Source organism: Actinoplanes flavus (assembly GCF_017592555.1).
Taxonomy (GTDB): domain Bacteria; phylum Actinomycetota; class Actinomycetes; order Mycobacteriales; family Micromonosporaceae; genus Actinoplanes; species Actinoplanes flavus.
This window is the reverse complement of sequence record NZ_JAGFNS010000041.1, coordinates 55,144-71,777: the sequence shown is the minus strand read 5'-3', so window position 1 is coordinate 71,777 and position 16,634 is coordinate 55,144. Positions and strand designations below refer to the sequence as shown.

Genomic DNA, 16,634 nt, shown 5'->3' with positions numbered 1-16,634 from the left:
ACGGCGGCGGCGGCGACCGGCGTGGCGCCGGGCATCGGGACGGCGGCCACGGCGACCCGGGCGGCTCCGGTGGCGGGCGGCGGGACCGCGGCGCTGGCCCGGCCGGCGGGGGCGCTGCTGCGGGCGGGTGAGACCGGGTGGACGATGCCCGGCACCGAGGCGCGGCCGTTGGTCGGCTGCGGCGCGAAGTCCGGCTGGTAGTCGTCGTAGCCGGTCTGGTCGTACTCCGGCTGGTCGTAGCCGGTCTGGTCGTAGCCGGTCTCGTCATAGCCGGTCTGGTCGTAACCGCCCTGGTCATAGCCGTCGTAGGAACCGGGCGAGACCGGCTGCGGGACGAGATCCGCGTGCGAGAACTCCGGCTGAGGCTCGTAGCCGGGCTGGTGCACGAACTGGGGCCGGTGTCCGTAGTCGGGTTCCGGCGGCGGCGCGGCGACCTGTGCCCGCCCGCCGGTGTTGCGCACGGGCAGCGGCGGTCGCGGCTCGGCCGGGACCGGCGCCGGAGCGGACGCGGCCTCGGCGAACTCGGCCCGCAACTCCCGCCGCAGGGCCTCGACCTCCTGCGCGACCCGGTCCTCGATGTCCATCCGGAGAAGCACCGGATCGCTGCGGACCAGCACCGACGCGCCGATCAGCACGACGCTGACCGCGATCAGCAGGATCGCGAACCGCACCGAGTTCGAGTTGCCGCCGATCAGCACGAAGGCGGCCGCCATCGGGGCGAGGACCACCCCCGCCCAGACGAGGCCACGGAGCAGCCGTGCGCTGTGTCCTTGGGTCTCCCGTTCCGGCATGGCCGGAGATGTTACCGAGAGCACGCCCGGGACAAAACCGTCCGTCGTGGGACGGCATGAACCGGCCGTGGCCTCGCCCCCTCGGCAAGGCCACGGAACCGGCCGCCAGGTCAGCGGGTGCCGCGCCAGCCGCCGAGCGAGGCGAGGCCGACGATCCAGCCGGTGAACAGGCCGTACTGGGCGCCCGAGCCGGCCGCGTTGAACGCGCCGAGCAGGGACGGGTTGCTGAGGAACAGGGTGGCCAGCAGGGCGGCGAATCCGCCCGCGAAGATGTACGCGGCCCAGCCGGCGAAGAACTGACTGATCGTGCCGCGCGCCCGGGCCAGCTGCGAACCGGGCAGCAGGTAGAGGAAGAGCGCGGTCAGCACGACCACCAGGATCGCCTTGAGGTCGCCGACGATCACGTCACGCAACGAGTCGTCGGTGTCGAAACTCCAGTGCGGCCAGGCCAGCAGCCGCAGCCACCAGCCGCCCGCGGTGTCGGGGGACGTGTTCTCCTGGGCCCAGTCCGCATACCACGGGCTGCCGAAGACCAGGACGAGTATGAGTGCGGCAAGAGTGCCCGCACCGGGTGCGGTCTTGTACCGGTTACCGAGAGCCATGCCCGCGAGAATGCCCACGGGAACGGACTTCTCAAACGACGGGTGTCATTGTTTGCTCAGGTAGTCGATGAAGGCGGCGCGCAGCAGCGGCTCATGCTCCCCGAGGTCGCGGCCCTCGAACTCGCGCCACAGGGCGACCGCCTCGTCGACCGTGGGACCGATCGAGTGGGGCGCCCCGTCCAGGATGGCGGCGTCGTCGGCGTCCGGCAGGTGCCGCAGCACCGACCAGAAGAAGGCGATGTCGTGTTTCGCCCGCGCCCTGGAGAACGCCTGCGCCCGCAGAACCTCGGTGGGCAGGGCGTCGAGTTCCGCGAAGCTTTGCGAGGTCATGTCCGAAAGCATAGGTCAGCGAATGCCGCCCCACCGGCTGTCATCCCCAACGGTCACTACGCGGCGCCGGGGTGGCCGGCGCGTTCCACGTCTCCGGCAGGGTGGGCGACCACGTGCCGTTGGAGGCCGCGGCGTTCCACTCCTCCGGGGCCGTCGGCTGATAGGCGGCGCCGTACGACTCGACGAACCGGGTCACGATCAGGCCCACGGTGAAGACCGCGGCGGCGATCGCGAACAGGGCGATCTTGAGGTCGAGACGGTCCGAGTACTCCAGGAACAGGGTCAGGGCGGTCACCGCGAACAGGGTGCCGAAGATGCCGCCGCGACGCCCGTAGGCGCTGGTGCCGGCGAGCATGGCCAGGCCGAGCGCGATCCCGGTCCACTCCAGGCCGGTCTCCGGCTCGATCGGGCGGTCCGCCTGGGCCGCGAACAGCACCCCGGCGCCGACCGCGAAGAGCGAGGAGAGGATCAGCGCGAGTACGGCGGGGACGGCGGCGGCCGCACCGCGGCGGCGGGCCGGGTCGCCGACCGGGCGCATCCGGCCGACGAAGCGGCGCACCGGGCCGATCGCGCCGAGCGCCCCGCCCAGCACCGCGAGCGCGGCGAACCCGCCGAAGAACAGGAACGCCTTGCCGGTCGGGTCCCAGTCGCCCTGCACGACGACCGGGTCGGGCCGCATCTGGATGTAGACGATGACGCCGAGCCCGGCGGCCAGGGTGGCGGCCCAGCCGGGGACGTGCAGCACGACCACCAGGGCGGCGACCGCGAGCGCGCCGGCGGCCGCGATGATCAGCGCCGGGACGAGCGCCTCGACCACGCCCTCGTCGCCGTTCTCGGCGTACTGGAGGGCGGCGGCCAGGGCGATCGGCCCGAGAGCCAGGTTCGGCACGCCGGCCCGCAGGGTGAGCCCGGCGCCGAGCGTGAGCAGGCCGATGGCGGCGCCGGTGACCAGCAGCGCGTCGAGGGCCGGGCGCTGGAGGGCGGCCACGTCCTCCCGGCGCAGCAGGAAGCCGAGGACGCCCGCGGCGACCAGCAGCATGACCTCCCACCCGAGGTGGATGCCGAGCCGGTCGCGGCCGTCGTCGGTCACGGCCGGGAGCGCGCCGGTGGTGGTCACCGGGCTCCGCAGGGACTGGTCGAGGGTGGTGCCGGCGGTGTCGTCGTACTGCACCCGGCGCCGGTAGGCGGCCGGGTCGCTCTCGGTCTTCTCGTCACCGGGCCGGCGGAAGGTGGTGTCGTCGTACGCCATGGTCCGCGCCTCCTTACGCCTCCACGAGCGGTTCGAGGCGCACGCTACTCCGGCTGGGTGCCGCCCGCCGCAAAGCATACGGAAACGAGATGGCCTCAGTTCAGAGGCGAATCTCGTCGAAGATCATCAACGCCTGGTCAGCGCCGGTTCGCCTCGTCGTCCTCGCGGTCCGGCCGGTCCGGGACCCGGCAGGCGCGTTCCAGCCAGAGCGCCGCGGCGATCAGGGCGATCGCGGCGGCCAGGGTGGTGGCCGCGGTGGGCACGCTCGAGCCGGCCTCCTCGGTCGGCTCCAGCAGCAGCCAGACCAGCAGGCCCGCGGTGAACCCGGCGGACAGGGCGCCGACCAGTGAGGACGCCTTGGCGAGAGCGGCGTACCGGGCCACGGCCAGCGGCTGGACCGGCGGCGCGCCCGGTTTCCGCTGGATCCGGGCGCTGGTGTTCTGCGCGAGATAGGCCTCGGCGACGGCGAGCACCCCGAGCACGCCCGCACCGGTCCACGGCAGCGGGGAGATGTAGTAGAAGAGGTCGTTCGTGGAGATCAGCAGCCAGCCCACCGCCGCGGCCGCCAGAGCGGCCACGATCAGCGCCGACGCGCTGGTCGGCCGGAGCGAGGGATCGGTCCGGCGCGAAGGGTCGTTGCCCGGGTTGACGCTCACTCCATCGACTCTAACGACAGTTCCGGACGGGGCGTGACACCGGCGAGGTCGGCCGCCACCTCGGGCGTGTCCAGCAGCGCGGCGACCGGGCCGTGCCCCGGCAGCTCGGCCTCCGGATCCACGGCGAGCCACGGCACGAGCACGAAGGCCCGCAGGTGGGCGCGCGGGTGCGGCAGCGTGAGGACGGGATCGTCGTCGACGACCGGGGTGCCGTCGGCACGCCGGACCACGATGACGTCGACGTCCAGGGTCCGCGGCCCGAAGCGCCGCCGCGGGTCACGGACCCGGCCTTCGGCCGTCTCGCAAGCGTGTGCCCGGTCCAGCCAGTCGCGCGGGGTCGCGCCGGGATCCGTCACCAGGACGACGGCATTGAGGTACGGCGGTTGCGCGCCGTCTCCCCACGGAGGCGTCTGGTAGATCCCGGAGACCGCGGTGACGCTGTCGCCGAGCAGCGCCACGGCGGCCCGCAGGTGGGCGAGCCGGTCGCCCAGGTTCCCGCCGAGGGAGAGGACCGCGGTCGTCATGAGCGGTTCCGGCGCAGGGTGACCGCCACATCGGCGAACTCGTGCGGGATCGGTGCCTGCGGCTTGTGCACGGTCACCTCGGCGGACGCCACCCGCGGGTCGGCGAGGCACACGTCGAGGAGCCGGTCGGCGAGCCGCTCCAGCAGGTTGACCGGCTCGCCGGTGAGCACCCCGACCAGGGCGGTGGCCAGCTCGCCGTAGTGCACCGTGTCGGTCACGTCGTCACTGCGGGCGGCCGGGCCCAGGTCGAGGTCGAGGGTCACGTCGACGACGAAGTCCTGCCCCTCGGCGCGCTCGAAGTCGTACACGCCGTGGTTGCCGCGGGCCCGCAGGCCGCTCAGCGTGATCCGTCCGGTCATCGTCCCCGCCTCATTCCCGTGCCGATCACCGGCGCGCCCGTCGCCGCCCAGACGGCGAGCGCGTCGGCGGTCGCGCGTACCTCATGGACCCGCACACCCCAGGCGCCGGCGGCGACCGCCAGCAGAGAGGTGGCGAGGGTGGCCGCCTCGCGGCCGTCGACCGGCCGCGGCGTGCCGTCCGGCCCGGCGAGCAGCCGGCCCAGGTAGGTCTTGCGGCTGGCCGCGAAGAGCACCGGGAAACCCAGTTCGATCAGTACGTCGAGGTGGGCGCTGAGCGCCCAGTTGTGCTCGGGCAGCTTCGCGAAGCCGAGACCCGGGTCGAGGACGATCATGCCGGGGTCGACGCCGGCCGCGAGCGCCGCGTCGGCGCGGGCCCGCAACTCGTCCCGGACCTCGGTGACGACGTCGGTGTAGACGGCGAGCTTCTGCATCTCGCGGGAGTGCCCGCGCCAGTGCATCAGGATCCACGGGCAGCCGGCGGACGCCGCGACCGACGCCATGGCCGGGTCGGCGAGGCCACCCGAGACGTCGTTGATCATGGTGGCGCCGGCCGCGAGCGCCGCCTCGGCGACCGCCGCGCGGGTGGTGTCGATGCTGACCGGTACGCCGTGGGCGAACAGCGCCTCGATCACCGGGACCACCCGGGTGATCTCGGTGGCGGCGTCCACCCGCTCCGCTCCCGGCCGGGTGGACTCGCCGCCGACGTCGATGACGTGCGCGCCTTCGGAAAAAAGCGTGATGCCGTGTTGAACCGCGGCGTCGAGGTCGGTGTATCTCCCACCGTCAGAGAAGGAGTCCGGCGTGACGTTGAGGACACCCATCACGACCGGGTGATCCCGGCGAAGCAGTTCAGACCCCGTGAGCTGCGCGTCTGTCGGCGAAGTGGACACAGGTGAAGGGTACGGGGCAGCGGGTACTCGAACACGCGTACGATGGCAGGTAACGAGGATTCACGCACTCCTTCACCTTGGGTAACGAAACGGGCGCTTGTTGCTCGCATGTACGGGCCGTACTCTTCGGAACTGGGCATCATGAAGTGACCGAAGAGAGCAGAGACGAGCATGGCAGTGCCCGAACGGCTCACTCGACGCGGTGAGTCAGAGGTAGCACCATATGGGCGTTGCCGTACGGCTTCACAACTGCAGCGTGTCCGTACCCCCCACGGACACCGGGAGGTTTACCGATGATCGCCACCGAGATCGCCATCCTGGCCGCCGAGCCAGCCGGCAACATCAACACCGAAGGCATCGTCACCTTCTTCGCGAGCAACATCGCACCGATCCTGCTCGCGGTCCTCGGCGTGATCTTCATCGGCCGGGCCAGCAAGGGTGAGATCTCCAAAGTGCTCACCAGCTCGGCGATCGCGATCGTGGGCCTGGCGTTCATCGCCGGCGCCGCGACGCTGTTCTTCGTCGGCGAGTCGATCATCGACCTGATCTTCAACTGAGATGCGGCTCCGGACCGACGACGACATCTACCGGGCGCGCCTGGTCTATCTCGGCCCGCCCGGCTACACACTGCCCGTCCATCTGCCCTATGCGCAGTACGGGATGTTCGTCGTCCTGGTGCCGCTCTTCATGTTCCTGCACTACCTGATGACGCTCGAGTTCGACCCGTTCCCGGCCTGGGAGATCGCCCTGGCCATGGTCACCACGTCGTACGTGTTCCGGCACGTCGACCCGGACCGGCCGGCCCGTGCCGTCATCAAGACCGCGCTCACCGACTGGCGCCGCACCCGCGAGCCGGCCGTGGAACAACGCGACCCCAGACTTGTCGCCACTCGCATCCGGGTTCGGGAGGAGTTGGTATGACCAGTTGCCACTTCGTCCACGCGCACGAGGTCCACGCATGACCGGAACGTATCCGCACGGGCATCCCCGGGCGGACGCCTCGTCCCCGGGCAGGCAGAGTAACGGTGTGCGTTCGGACAACTACTCCTCACTCGACCCGGTCGACGACGCCGACGAGTTCGTCACCGCGCCCGGGCACGGTGGAGTGGGCGTCTTCCAGGCGCCGCAGCCGGTCCGGCCGCGCGGGTCCGCGGTGGACAGCAACCTGGACATCGACTCGCCCTTCCTGGACCTCTTCGGCGGCGCCCCGGGGCCCCGATCGGGTGAAGCTGCCCCGATCTCGCTCCCGCCTCCGGTCGCCGCACCGGCCGTAGCCGCTCCCGTCGCCCCGCCGCCGGTCGCCGCGCCACCGGCCTCTCCGCCAGCGGTCTCTGCGCCGCCGGTCTCCCCACCACCGGTCTCCCCGCCGCCGGTGGAGACCTCGCGCGGGTGGAACGGGGCGCCCTTCACCCGGGCGCCGGTCGGGCCCGAGCCGGACTTCTTCGAGGAGAACGGCCGGGCGCCGGCCACCGATGTGGACGACGACGAGTGGACCGACTTCGAGGACTGGCCGCCGCCCGCCGCGGTCGGGCCCGCCGTCGCCCCGCCGGCCGACCCGGTCCCGCTGTGGCAGGCGCCGGTGTCGGTCGTGCCCGCCCCCAGCTCGCCCGCGCCGCTGCCGGTACCCGTACCGGAAAAGGCCCCGGCCCGCCGCAAGGAGAAGGCGCCCGCCGAGCGCAAGGAGCGCCGGGAGCCGAAGCCGGCGCCCGTCCGGGCGCCGAAGTTCAAGTTCAACGACCGTGACCCGTCCGTCGAGCTGGCGATCAGCGAGATCGCCGGGCATCTGACGTTCACCCAGAGCACGGTCACCGCCTGGTACCAACTGCCCGAAGTCCGGTGGGCGTTCCGGCCGGACGCCGAACGCGAGGCCCTGCTCAGCGCCATCTCCGAGCAGTACGCCGGACTCGCCGGCTTCCGCCTGCACCTGCGCCGGACCACCCGGCCCTTCCCGGCCGACGAGTGGGCCCGCACCGTCGACTCGTTCACCACCAAGCCGCTCGCCGACGTACACGGCGCCACCTCCTGGTCGGATCACCTGGTCGCGGCCCAGCGGCACCTGCTCTCCGTCAACCACGCCGAAGGGCAGACGTACCTCGGGGTGACGTTCGCGCGGCGGTCGCTCGGCGACACCTTCTCCGAGCGGATCCTGCGGGTCTTCGGCCGCGGCACCTCCGACGGCGAACGGCGCAAACTGGGCCGGACCGTCGAACAGTTCGACGAGGTGCTCAACGCGTTCGGCATGCGCGGGCGCCGGGTCACCCCACAGGAGCTGGAGTGGCTGCTCTACCGGTCGGTGGCGCTGTGCATGGCCCCGCCCGGGCTGCTCTCCCCGGTCACCAACGGCCACTGGGAGACCGGCGACCTGCTGGCGCTCACCGAACAGGTCGAACGGTACCGGACCCCGTACGGCTCCACGGTCAAGCTCGTCAACCGGATGTCCGGCGAGGAACGCCACGTCGCCGTGCTCTCCGTCGGCCGGATGGAGCCGCTGGAGATCCCGGAGAAGCACGAGCCGTGGATGCACTTCCACGAGCGGCTGCCCTGGCCCATGGAGATCTCCTCACGGATCGACATCCTCGGCTCCGGCAGCTCCTTCAAGAACCTCGAGCACCGGCTCCGGATGATCCGCTCGCAGCAGCTCGACTACGCCGAACACGGCATCGACGCCCCGCCCGAACTGGAACGCCTCGCCAAGCGGGCGCTCGTGATCGGCGACGAGATGACCACCGGCCTGCCGGTCGAGTCGGCCCGCGCCCACGGCTGGCACCGGATCGCCGTCGGCGGCGCCACCCGCGAGGAGTGCCTGGAACGCGCCCGGCGCCTGATCCAGCTCTACTCCCGGGAAATGCGGATCTCGCTGCAACACCCGAAGAACCAGGACCAGCTGGCCCGCGAATTCATCCCCGGCGAGCCGATCGCCAACACCGGGTACGTCCGCCGCATGCCGGTCAAACTGCTCGCCGCGGCCCTCCCGCAGGCGGCGTCCACGGTCGGCGACCGGCGGGGCGACCTGATCGGGCGCACCGCGGGGACCTGCCGGCGGCCCGTCTTCCTCGACCTGCACTTCCCCATGGAGGTTCGGGAACGCTCCGGGCTCGGCGTCTTCGTGGCCGAACCCGGTGGCGGCAAGTCGACCCTGATGGGCGCGCTCGGCTACCTCAACGCGCGCCGAGGAGTGCAGGTCACCCTGCTCGACCCGTCCGGGCCGCTCGCGCGGTTGTGTCAGATGCCGGAGCTGCGGCCGTACAGCCGGGTGCTCAACCTGACCGGATCGGAACAGGGGACGCTGGCGCCGTACTCGCTCATCCCGACCCCGGTGCGGTCCGAGTTCCCGACCGGGCCGGCCGGCGACCGGGAGTACGAGATCGCCGTCTCCAACGCACGAGCCGAACGGCGCATGCTCGTCCAGGACATCTGCTCGATGCTGGTGCCGCCACAGGTCGCCAAGGAAGCCTCCACCGCCACGCTCCTGCGGCACGCGGTGCGACAGGTGCCGGCCGAGGAGACCTCCACACTGGACGACGTCGTGCGTACCCTCCAGGGTCTCGACGACGACGAGGGCAAGGAACTCGCCAACCTGCTCCTCGACACCGCCGAGATGCCGCTCGCGCTGCTCTTCTTCGGGCACCCGCCACAGCACCTGCTCGGCGCCGACGCGGCACTCACCGTCATCACCATGGCCGGCCTGCGACTGCCCGACCTCAAGATCGAGCGGGAGTACTGGTCGGCGGAGGAGTCACTCGCCCTGCCGATGCTGCACACCGCACACCGGCTGGCCGTCCGTCGCTGCTACGGCGGCTCGATGTCCTCCCGCAAGATGGTCGGCCTGGACGAGGCCCACTTCATGGAGGGCTGGCGCTCCGGCCGGTCCTTCCTGGTCCGCCTCGCCCGGGACTCCCGGAAATGGAACCTGGCCGCCCTCGTGGCATCCCAGAACCCGCGCGACATCCTCGGGCTCGACGTCCAGAACCTGGTCTCCACCGTCTTCGTCGGCCGGATCGCCGAAGACCAGGAGATCGCGTCCGAGGCACTCCGGCTCCTGCGAGTGCCGGTCCACGACGGGTACGAGGCGACCCTCGCGTCCCTCTCCCAGGTCGACACGTCCTCCCAGCACCGGCTCGGGTTCCGTGAGTTCGTGATGCGGGACGTGGACGGGCGGGTCCAGAAAGTGCGCGTCGACGTCTCGTACGTCGACGGGCTGCTCGAACACCTGGATACGACTCCGGGCGTGGCGCCACCGACGGTCGTGCCACTCCCGTCCGACCTGGAGGTTTGAGATGGTACGGCGGGGGTTGGCGTTCCTCACCACCTTGTTCGTCCTGGTGGTGGCATCGATCGCCTGGGCGGTGGCGGCACCGTCCAGCGCGGTGGCGGCCCCGCCGCCGACCAAGGTCCCCGGCGGAGCCTGCAGCGTCGAGGAGTGGCAGCAGAACATCCAGGGCTGTGTAAGCCGCCTGGCCGAGGTCAGTAGTGCGCGCGCTCAATGCCTCACCGCCCCAACGCCCAACACACCGGATTCCGGCTTGGCCGGATGGTTCGCGGAACGTCCCGAGTCCTCGGATGGACTCGGCTACGACGGCCTCTACAGCAAGTACGGATATGCCGGTTACAACTACACGACCTATGACCTGGACAGCGGCTGTGCTTCGACGTTAGTCGACCCCGACTTCAAGGTCGAGACAACGATCGCCAACGGCGAATTCATGATCGCCACGGCCATCATCGGCGCCTCCAACGCGCTCAGGGAACGTGCGTGGGATCCGCAATCGCTCTGGGGCTGGGCCGATCCCCTGGTGGAACAGGCCACGCGAGCGGTCTACGAGAAGGTGTTCACCGTCTTCGGGGTGGTCACCCTCGCTGTGGTCGGTCTCTACCTGCTCTGGCGGTCACGACAGGCGGAGTTGGGTGCCGCGACCACGACCGCGGGCTGGGCCATCCTGATCATGGTGGTCGTCACGGCGATCGCGGCCTGGCCGGTCAGGTCTGCGACCATCGCGGATCAGAGCCTGATCACCAGCCTCAGCGTCGTCCATGACGCTGTGGGCCCTCGTGCACACGAGGTCCCGCCCGAACAGTGCGACGACCCCACTCCGGGCGCGTGCGAGGACGACCGGGCTCCGGCGGTTCGGGCGAGCGACACCGCCACGGAGACCATCCTCTACCGGAATTACCTGCGCGGACTTCTCGGCTCGGCCGACAGCGAGACCGCCAAGAAGTACGGACTCGCGCTCTACGACGCGAAGTCGATCTCCTGGCAGGAGGCGGAGAAGCTCCGCGAGAATCCCCAGACACGGGATGCTCTGATCAAGCAGAAGAACACGCAGTGGCAGAAGGTCGCCGAGCAGATCAAGGCGGAGGACCCGGAGGCTTATCAGTACCTTCAGGGCATCAACGGGATGGACAGGATCGGTGCCGGCTTCATCGCTGTTCTCGCCGCGATCATGTTCGCCATGTTCGACCTGACCGCATCCCTCCTGGTGCTTCTCGGCTTCCTCGTATTCCGGTGGGCGGTCATCGCCGCGCCGATCCTGGGAACCATCGGTCTCCTGCAACCGGCGAGCAGCGGCATCCGTCGCCTCGGCAACGCCGTCGTGGCAGCTCTGTTCAATATCGCCATCTTCGGCACCGGCGCGGCCATCTATCTGTTCGCGGTCGACTTGATCATGAACACCGCGAGTCTCCCCGGCTGGCTCCAAGTCGTCCTGGTGTGGCTTTGTGGCATCGTCGGCTGGCTGCTTCTCCGGCCGTACCGGCGAATCACTCAGCTCGGTGGAAAGGACGGCACTGCCGCCATCGCATCCGCCGGTTCGTGGCATCGCCGGTTCTTCCGTGACATGCGGGAAGCGGCCAAGCTCGAGGTCGCCGAGGGTGGTGGCACCCGGGAGCCGACATTCGGCAAGGGTTCTGCTGCCGAGCAGCGAACCCTGCGCCCGGAGGCTCGACTCGAAGATCCGGCGCATTCCTCGCGTAACGAAAGCACCGAGATTGTTCCCGCCGGCGTTCCGACCCGTCCGGACGGCAACGAGTCCGTGCGGGACGACGCTCCGACTGCGGCGCCCGCACCGCAGCCCCAGCCCGCCCGGGCCCGGACCCGCGCCAACGCTGACTGGACCGAGCCGGACGTCACCGAGCGGCCCACTTCTTACGCGATCTACCGGCCGGAGACGGGCTCCACCAGCCAGGAGCCGGCCAGCCCGCGGGTGCGTTCCGAGGCGAGGTAGCAGATGCCCCGGTTGATCGAGCGTGGCCTCAACGGGATCTTCAGATCCCGTTGGGGTGTCGGCATCGTCATCGCCGCCATCATCCTGGCCGTCGTGGGTATCGGTCGACTGTTCTCCGACGGGCAGGCATCTCCTCCTCTCGGCAACAGCAGCCCGGCGCCAGCGATCAGCATCGACCCCTCGGACAACGACAGTGTCGTCTCCCCGGACCCGCCGCCGACCCCGAAGACCAGCCCGGGGCGGGCGCAGCCGGAGGCGGTCGCCTACGCGTTCGCCTCGGCCTGGGTCGACCACTCGAACATCACCGCGAAGAAGTGGATGAACCGCCTACAGCCGAACGCGACCCAGGCGCTCGCGGACAAGCTGCGCGGGGTCGATCCGACCAGTGTTCCGGCTGATCGGGTGATCGGGCGGCCGACCGTGGTGGCGATCAACGAGACCATGGTCAACGCGACCGTGACGATGGATTCCGGCAAGCTCGGCCTTCGACTCGTGGCACCGGAGGGCTACTGGCTCGTCGACGGCATCGACTGGGAACCGGCGTGAGGTTCCGTCGTCCCCGGAAGGCAGTCCTCGTAGTCGCCCTGGTCGTCACGCTCGCGCTGCTCTGCTGTGGCGGCACCCTCACGGTCCTGCTGCTGAACGGGCTCACCAACAACGACAGCGACCGGTTCCTCAACGCGTCGCTGGGTTGCGGGAAGGGCGGCGCGGTCGATCCCGATTCCAAGCTGCCGCGGATCCGGCCGTATGGCGCCGCCCAGATCCGCAACGCCGCGATCATCATCAACGTCGGCGCGGACATGAAGCTCCCGCCACGCGCCTGGGTGATCGCGGTGGCGACCGCCATGCAGGAGTCCCGGCTGACCAACCTCGGGCACCTGGGCTCGCGCAACGACCACGACTCCCTCGGCCTGTTCCAGCAGCGGCCCAGCACCGGTTGGGGCACGCCGCAGCAGGTTCGGGATCCGGTCTACGCCAGCACGAAGTTCTACGAGAAGCTCAAGACCATTCAGGGCTGGGAGAGCATGCCGCTGACCGTGGCCGCGCAGGCGGTTCAGATCAGCGCCTACCCGGACGCCTACGCGAAACACGAGCCACTGGCCACCCAGATCGTGAACATGCTGGCCGACGGAGCCGCCAACGCGGTGGGCAACCAGATCGTCCTGGAGTGCGCGGCAGCGGGACAGATCGCGGCCTCCGGCTGGACTATCCCCCTCAAGGCGCCGGTCGGGTCCGGCTTCCGTAGCCCGGAGCGACCCACTCACCAGGGTGTCGACCTGAGCGTGGAGAAGTACAAGCCGATCCAGGCAGCGGCCAGCGGAGTGGTCTCGCTCGTCAAATGCGACGAGGATTTCAGAGGTCGAAAGACCTGCAATGTGGACGGCTATCCGGGTAAGGGCGGATGCGGGTGGATGGTCGAGATCATTCATGCGGGCAACGTGATGACGCGTTACTGTCACATGGTGCAACGGCCGTTCGTGCGGGAGAACCAGCCGGTCACGGCCGGTGAGGTGATCGGCCGGGTGGGCAGCAGCGGCAACTCGTCCGGGCCGCATCTCCACTTCGAGGTTCATCTGAACAACGACCGGTCCAGCGCCGGGGCGGTCGATCCGGTTCAGTTCATGCAACAGCAGGGCGCAGCGTTGGGGAACCAGGGATGAGTGGCGGAACGATGCCGGACCCGTTCGGCGGGCACCGGGAAGGGGCGCTGGAATCGCCTCGCCCGATAGTGCCCACTCCCGCCACCATGGCCGGAGAATTGCGGGGTCGGCGCGTGCTCGTCGGACTACCCGGACACGGCTGGCGGGGTGATCTCCGGGCCGATGAAAAGGTGATACAGGGCAGCCGGACCTATGTTCCGGTGATGCCGGAGGCCGAGTGGTACAGGGCCGAGGCCGAGCAGACGGAAGTGTTCGCCGCACTGGTTCCGGTCGAGCGGGTGTGGGTCGAGGAACTGGGGTTCGCCGGCACCAGCATTCCCGGCGCCAAGGTGAATCAGCTGGTTTCGCTCGATGAGCCGCCACGACGTCCGCCGGTAGCGGCTATCGACGCGGATTCGCTGACCGGGCGCCGGGTCACGCAGGTGACGGACAACGGCGAAGAGCGCCGTGACCTGCGTGCCGTCACCGAGACACACGTGAGCGACGACGGCACGGTCACCGTGCGCGTGGCTCAGGAGCTCGACTGGTACAGGTGGGGCTGGAGCGGCAAGATCCCCCGCACGCTGGAGGTTCCAGCGCACCTGGTGTGGGTCGAATAGGCTCACGCCTGCTTTGCCGCTCCGCAGACACGCCAGGATCCACCCTGGTCCTGCAGCTTGAATACCCATTCTTCGTTCCTGCTGCTGTTCATCTTGCCGTTGGCGGCGCTGGAAATCGTGAGCTGAGTACTCACGTCCTCCTGGTTTTGACCGGTTGATGCCCGATAAAGAGCGCCCCAACTGACCGAGACCGTCACCTTGAACTCGGCTTCCCGCCTCAGGAACTCATCGCGGAGGCCCTTGATCGCTTGCAGGTCCGGGGAATCACAGGTGTAGAGCTGCGCCTGCTGATCGTCTCTGTTCACGAGATAGGCGATCAGGAAGGCGTCGGCGACGATGTCCGGCTCGCTACGGTTGATCTCGGTGGCGTCGTTGAAGAGGACGAAGACGACGCCGGCGCCTCCCAGGCAGAGGAGGGCCATGATGCCGCCGCCCAGGGCGAGCCACAGGCGGGCCCGGCGGCTTTGCAGACGGGCACGAGGACGCTCCGGGGGCGTCACCGTGACATCCCCCTCGTATCCGGCCCCACCGGCGCCCGGCTCACTGCGTTGCATACATAAGACAGTAGTTCGTCCACAGAGCCTCTACGGGTTCCACTCGGGCAGGGTGATGAACTCGGTCTGGGTGCCCCAGTGCTCCAGGACCTCGACGACCGCCTCCCGGATGACGGCGAGGTCGTCCGCGGCGATCGGTTCGCCGTCGTCCCAGACGGGCACACGGGGCAGGTAGACGCCGTAGGAGCCGATTCCGCGGTCGACCGGCAGGACCATGCTGTGGCCCCGGTAGTCGGCCCGCATCGTCTCCCGGTCGACGCTTCGCAGGACCACACCGGTGTCGGTCCGCGCCGCCTGGCTGCGGATCTCCTCCACCCCCATCCGGGCCTCCATCCGACATCACGCCTCGGGGTCGATGACACCTATCCTCGTCACTGCCGGATTCCGCTCCAAGGCCGGCTTCTCCACGATGTTCCAGATGCTGTTGACGCGCGGCTCGTGTGCCCAGGCCGTCACCGCTCCCTGCGCGTCTTCGGCGTACCTCTCGGAAAGCCGCCCCCAGACGTTGTCGGCCTGCTTGTTGCGAATCGGGGACCCGTCCTCATAGAGGAGCATGTCGTCGAACCTGGCGCCACCCGGCGTCTGTTCGAGCGTCACCGAGGTCACACCGTCGGTGTGCTTCTCGGCGTACACCCGCATGGGTGTTCCGGCGCTGTCCTTGCCGGAGTAGAAGTTCGCGCCGTCGAGGGGGCTGCGGACGTCGGCTCGTTCGACCTCGCGCATGAGGCGGTGGAATTCGGAGTTCTGTCCGAAGTGCTTGGCGAGTTGGCCAGCGTGCTGGGCGGCGGCCTTGGTGCCGGCCGTGCGGAGCAGTTCGGCGGCCCGGGTGAACGAGTGGGCGATCTCGCCCTCGACCACCTGGAGCGCCTTGTGGACGAGCTGGCGGCAGGCGATCCGGCTGGCGGCGACGAAGAGCGGGATCTCGGCGAGGGTGGCGCCGGCCGAGACGGCGGCGGTGGCGATGGCCTGGCCGACCTGGAAGGCGAGCAGGGTGAGCTGGGCCAGGTAGGCGGTCTTGAGGGCGACCGTGACGCCGGACATGGCGATGAGGCCGGCGCCGATCAGTTCGACGGCGGTGGCCGCGTCGGCGAGGTGGCGGCCGGGGCCGTCGTCGCCGTTCCACCACTGTTCGAAGGCTTCGACGGTGGCGCCCTCGTTCTCCAGCCAGACCCGGCGGGCGGCCGCGTCCGCGTCGGCGGCGTGCAGGCGCAGGCGGGTGCCGTGCTGGATCCAGGCCATGCCGTCGGTGTAGAGGCGGTCCTCGTCGGCTTGCGGCCAGCTGAGGCCGAGCCATTCGAGCGGCTCGGTGAGTTCCGGAGGCAGTTCGATGGTCATGACTCGGCCCTCAGCGCGGCCGCGGCCGCGGCGTCGGTGGCGGCGACGGCCCGGGCCTGTTCGGTGAGGGTGAGCGCGGCCTCGCCCATCTGCTGGACGTGGGAGCCGAGCGCCTGGAGGGCGTGCCCGAGGACGGCCTGGTAGGCGATGGCGAAGACGCCGCCGCTCTCGTCGTCGCCCCAGGGGTTGCCGGGGCCGGTGACGGTGGTCTCCAGGACTGCGACGTCGTCGGCCATCCGCTGCGCGATGCCGGCCAGGGCGCGTCCGGACGACGCCACCGCTTCCGGGTCCAGCCTCATCCGTACGCTGCTCATGTCGCCGCCCCCGATCCGTCCCGGTGGTGGCACGAGAACCCGGGCCGGCTCATCGGTCGGCCGCCCGCCGGGAGAGGTCGTGCAGGGCCGCGGAGATCTCGGCGAAGCGGCGTTCGGCCGCGGTGTTGACGTCGGCGACGGCGTCCTCGTACGCCGTCCGGTGTTCCGTCTCCATGCCGGCCTGCGCCTCGGTGATCGCGTCGAACAGGGCGGTTCGCAGTTCGTCGACGGTGAGTTCGGTGACCTGCGGGTCGAGTACGACGTCCCACAGTCGCCCGGCGCCGTCGAGTTCGATGCGGACCAGCCCGTCGGCGCCGGTGCCGGCGGACGCGATGTAGTCGGCGGTGTCGCCGGATTCCACCGTGTGGGTGGATCGGGCGTGCTCACCGTGCCTCTGCGTGTGGTCCACCGCGGCCTCCCCTCGCTGTCGTCCCGCGCGGATCGTGTGGCTACGAATACCGCTGGTGCACGCTTCGGGTTCAAGCCGACACGCACCGTTTCGTAGGTGGTCCTGAATGGACTGGTCGGGACCGGTCCGGCACGAAAGTC

Annotated in this window: 19 protein-coding genes and 1 pseudogene; 7 read left to right on the top strand and 13 right to left on the bottom strand. The window is 70.1% G+C overall.

Features of this window, described 5'->3' with window-relative positions:
* The 8 genes and pseudogenes from J5X75_RS39440 to folP form a co-directional block, all read right to left on the bottom strand.
* A pseudogene (locus J5X75_RS39440) lies at nucleotides 1–791 on the bottom strand (hypothetical protein); the annotation flags it as partial.
* 110 nt (nucleotides 792–901) lie between these two features.
* A complete protein-coding gene (locus J5X75_RS39435) occupies nucleotides 902–1,393 on the bottom strand; it encodes a hypothetical protein (protein ID WP_204297862.1) in 492 nt (163 codons plus the stop codon).
* 45 nt (nucleotides 1,394–1,438) lie between these two features.
* Nucleotides 1,439–1,723, bottom strand: coding sequence for a hypothetical protein (locus J5X75_RS39430; protein ID WP_238490770.1), 285 nt, complete (start codon nucleotides 1,721–1,723; stop codon nucleotides 1,439–1,441).
* A gap of 40 nt (nucleotides 1,724–1,763) precedes the next feature.
* Entirely contained in the window at nucleotides 1,764–2,972 is a 1,209-nt protein-coding gene (locus tag J5X75_RS39425; protein ID WP_238490769.1) for an ABC transporter permease, read from the bottom strand.
* 137 nt (nucleotides 2,973–3,109) lie between these two features.
* Complete coding sequence (locus J5X75_RS39420; RefSeq protein ID WP_208472826.1) at nucleotides 3,110–3,628, bottom strand: DUF3180 domain-containing protein; 519 nt, start codon at nucleotides 3,626–3,628, stop codon at nucleotides 3,110–3,112.
* Nucleotides 3,625–4,152, bottom strand: coding sequence for a 2-amino-4-hydroxy-6-hydroxymethyldihydropteridine diphosphokinase (gene folK, locus J5X75_RS39415; RefSeq protein WP_208472825.1), 528 nt, complete (start codon nucleotides 4,150–4,152; stop codon nucleotides 3,625–3,627). The genes J5X75_RS39420 and folK overlap by 4 nt, the downstream gene beginning before the upstream one ends.
* A complete protein-coding gene (gene folB, locus J5X75_RS39410) occupies nucleotides 4,149–4,511 on the bottom strand; it encodes a dihydroneopterin aldolase (protein WP_208472824.1) in 363 nt (120 codons plus the stop codon). The genes folK and folB overlap by 4 nt, the downstream gene beginning before the upstream one ends.
* Nucleotides 4,508–5,332 (bottom strand): dihydropteroate synthase, encoded by an 825-nt coding sequence (folP, locus tag J5X75_RS39405; protein ID WP_208472823.1) that lies wholly within the window; start codon nucleotides 5,330–5,332, stop codon nucleotides 4,508–4,510. The genes folB and folP overlap by 4 nt, the downstream gene beginning before the upstream one ends.
* A 362-nt stretch (nucleotides 5,333–5,694) precedes the next feature.
* Here folP and J5X75_RS39400 point away from each other — a divergent pair, with 362 nt between their 5' ends.
* Genes J5X75_RS39400 through J5X75_RS39370 form a run of 7 tightly spaced genes read left to right on the top strand, consistent with a single transcriptional unit; the run spans nucleotide 5,695 to nucleotide 13,882 of the window.
* Complete coding sequence (locus tag J5X75_RS39400) at nucleotides 5,695–5,958, top strand: hypothetical protein (RefSeq protein WP_183224381.1); 264 nt, start codon at nucleotides 5,695–5,697, stop codon at nucleotides 5,956–5,958.
* Nucleotide 5,959: 1 nt separating this feature from the next.
* On the top strand, nucleotides 5,960–6,322 hold the full coding sequence (locus J5X75_RS39395; RefSeq protein ID WP_188120140.1) for a hypothetical protein: 363 nt from the start codon (nucleotides 5,960–5,962) through the stop codon (nucleotides 6,320–6,322).
* A gap of 37 nt (nucleotides 6,323–6,359) precedes the next feature.
* Nucleotides 6,360–9,677 carry an ATP-binding protein gene (locus J5X75_RS39390; RefSeq protein ID WP_208472822.1) on the top strand — a complete coding sequence of 1,106 codons (3,318 nt, stop codon included), beginning with the start codon at nucleotides 6,360–6,362 and terminating at the stop codon, nucleotides 9,675–9,677.
* A gap of 1 nt (nucleotide 9,678) precedes the next feature.
* Nucleotides 9,679–11,622 carry a DMT family transporter gene (locus J5X75_RS39385; RefSeq protein ID WP_208472821.1) on the top strand — a complete coding sequence of 648 codons (1,944 nt, stop codon included), beginning with the start codon at nucleotides 9,679–9,681 and terminating at the stop codon, nucleotides 11,620–11,622.
* 3 nt (nucleotides 11,623–11,625) lie between these two features.
* On the top strand, nucleotides 11,626–12,168 hold the full coding sequence (locus J5X75_RS39380) for a hypothetical protein (RefSeq protein WP_208472820.1): 543 nt from the start codon (nucleotides 11,626–11,628) through the stop codon (nucleotides 12,166–12,168).
* Entirely contained in the window at nucleotides 12,165–13,283 is a 1,119-nt protein-coding gene (locus J5X75_RS39375) for a M23 family metallopeptidase (protein WP_208472819.1), read from the top strand. The genes J5X75_RS39380 and J5X75_RS39375 overlap by 4 nt, the downstream gene beginning before the upstream one ends.
* A complete protein-coding gene (locus J5X75_RS39370) occupies nucleotides 13,280–13,882 on the top strand; it encodes a hypothetical protein (protein WP_208472818.1) in 603 nt (200 codons plus the stop codon). The genes J5X75_RS39375 and J5X75_RS39370 overlap by 4 nt, the downstream gene beginning before the upstream one ends.
* Before the next feature lie 2 nt (nucleotides 13,883–13,884).
* Here J5X75_RS39370 and J5X75_RS39365 read toward each other — a convergent pair whose 3' ends face one another.
* The 5 genes from J5X75_RS39365 to J5X75_RS39345 form a co-directional block, all read right to left on the bottom strand.
* Nucleotides 13,885–14,436, bottom strand: coding sequence for a hypothetical protein (locus J5X75_RS39365; RefSeq protein ID WP_208472817.1), 552 nt, complete (start codon nucleotides 14,434–14,436; stop codon nucleotides 13,885–13,887).
* Between the two features lie 30 nt (nucleotides 14,437–14,466).
* Entirely contained in the window at nucleotides 14,467–14,757 is a 291-nt protein-coding gene (locus J5X75_RS39360; protein ID WP_208472816.1) for a hypothetical protein, read from the bottom strand.
* Nucleotides 14,758–14,775: 18 nt separating this feature from the next.
* Nucleotides 14,776–15,771 (bottom strand): WXG100-like domain-containing protein, encoded by a 996-nt coding sequence (locus J5X75_RS39355; RefSeq protein ID WP_208472815.1) that lies wholly within the window; start codon nucleotides 15,769–15,771, stop codon nucleotides 14,776–14,778.
* On the bottom strand, nucleotides 15,768–16,070 hold the full coding sequence (locus tag J5X75_RS39350) for a hypothetical protein (protein WP_208472814.1): 303 nt from the start codon (nucleotides 16,068–16,070) through the stop codon (nucleotides 15,768–15,770). The genes J5X75_RS39355 and J5X75_RS39350 overlap by 4 nt, the downstream gene beginning before the upstream one ends.
* 64 nt (nucleotides 16,071–16,134) lie before the next feature.
* Entirely contained in the window at nucleotides 16,135–16,494 is a 360-nt protein-coding gene (locus J5X75_RS39345) for a YbaB/EbfC family nucleoid-associated protein (RefSeq protein WP_208472813.1), read from the bottom strand.
* Nucleotides 16,495–16,634 lie beyond the last annotated feature (140 nt).

Excerpts from the sequence above, each read along its gene's own strand:
- J5X75_RS39435 (WP_204297862.1), bottom strand. The coding sequence starts at position 1,393 with ATGGCTCTCGGTAACCGGTACAAGACCGCACCCGGTGCGGGCACTCTT.
- J5X75_RS39430 (WP_238490770.1), bottom strand. The coding sequence starts at position 1,723 with ATGACCTCGCAAAGCTTCGCGGAACTCGACGCCCTGCCCACCGAGGTT.
- J5X75_RS39425 (WP_238490769.1), bottom strand. The coding sequence starts at position 2,972 with ATGGCGTACGACGACACCACCTTCCGCCGGCCCGGTGACGAGAAGACC.
- folK (WP_208472825.1), bottom strand. The coding sequence starts at position 4,152 with ATGACGACCGCGGTCCTCTCCCTCGGCGGGAACCTGGGCGACCGGCTC.
- folB (WP_208472824.1), bottom strand. The coding sequence starts at position 4,511 with ATGACCGGACGGATCACGCTGAGCGGCCTGCGGGCCCGCGGCAACCAC.
- folP (WP_208472823.1), bottom strand. The coding sequence starts at position 5,332 with ATGGGTGTCCTCAACGTCACGCCGGACTCCTTCTCTGACGGTGGGAGA.
- J5X75_RS39400 (WP_183224381.1), top strand. The coding sequence starts at position 5,695 with ATGATCGCCACCGAGATCGCCATCCTGGCCGCCGAGCCAGCCGGCAAC.
- J5X75_RS39395 (WP_188120140.1), top strand. The coding sequence starts at position 5,960 with ATGCGGCTCCGGACCGACGACGACATCTACCGGGCGCGCCTGGTCTAT.
- J5X75_RS39390 (WP_208472822.1), top strand. The coding sequence starts at position 6,360 with ATGACCGGAACGTATCCGCACGGGCATCCCCGGGCGGACGCCTCGTCC.
- J5X75_RS39385 (WP_208472821.1), top strand. The coding sequence starts at position 9,679 with ATGGTACGGCGGGGGTTGGCGTTCCTCACCACCTTGTTCGTCCTGGTG.
- J5X75_RS39380 (WP_208472820.1), top strand. The coding sequence starts at position 11,626 with ATGCCCCGGTTGATCGAGCGTGGCCTCAACGGGATCTTCAGATCCCGT.
- J5X75_RS39370 (WP_208472818.1), top strand. The coding sequence starts at position 13,280 with ATGAGTGGCGGAACGATGCCGGACCCGTTCGGCGGGCACCGGGAAGGG.
- J5X75_RS39365 (WP_208472817.1), bottom strand. The coding sequence starts at position 14,436 with ATGCAACGCAGTGAGCCGGGCGCCGGTGGGGCCGGATACGAGGGGGAT.
- J5X75_RS39360 (WP_208472816.1), bottom strand. The coding sequence starts at position 14,757 with ATGGGGGTGGAGGAGATCCGCAGCCAGGCGGCGCGGACCGACACCGGT.
- J5X75_RS39355 (WP_208472815.1), bottom strand. The coding sequence starts at position 15,771 with ATGACCATCGAACTGCCTCCGGAACTCACCGAGCCGCTCGAATGGCTC.
- J5X75_RS39350 (WP_208472814.1), bottom strand. The coding sequence starts at position 16,070 with ATGAGGCTGGACCCGGAAGCGGTGGCGTCGTCCGGACGCGCCCTGGCC.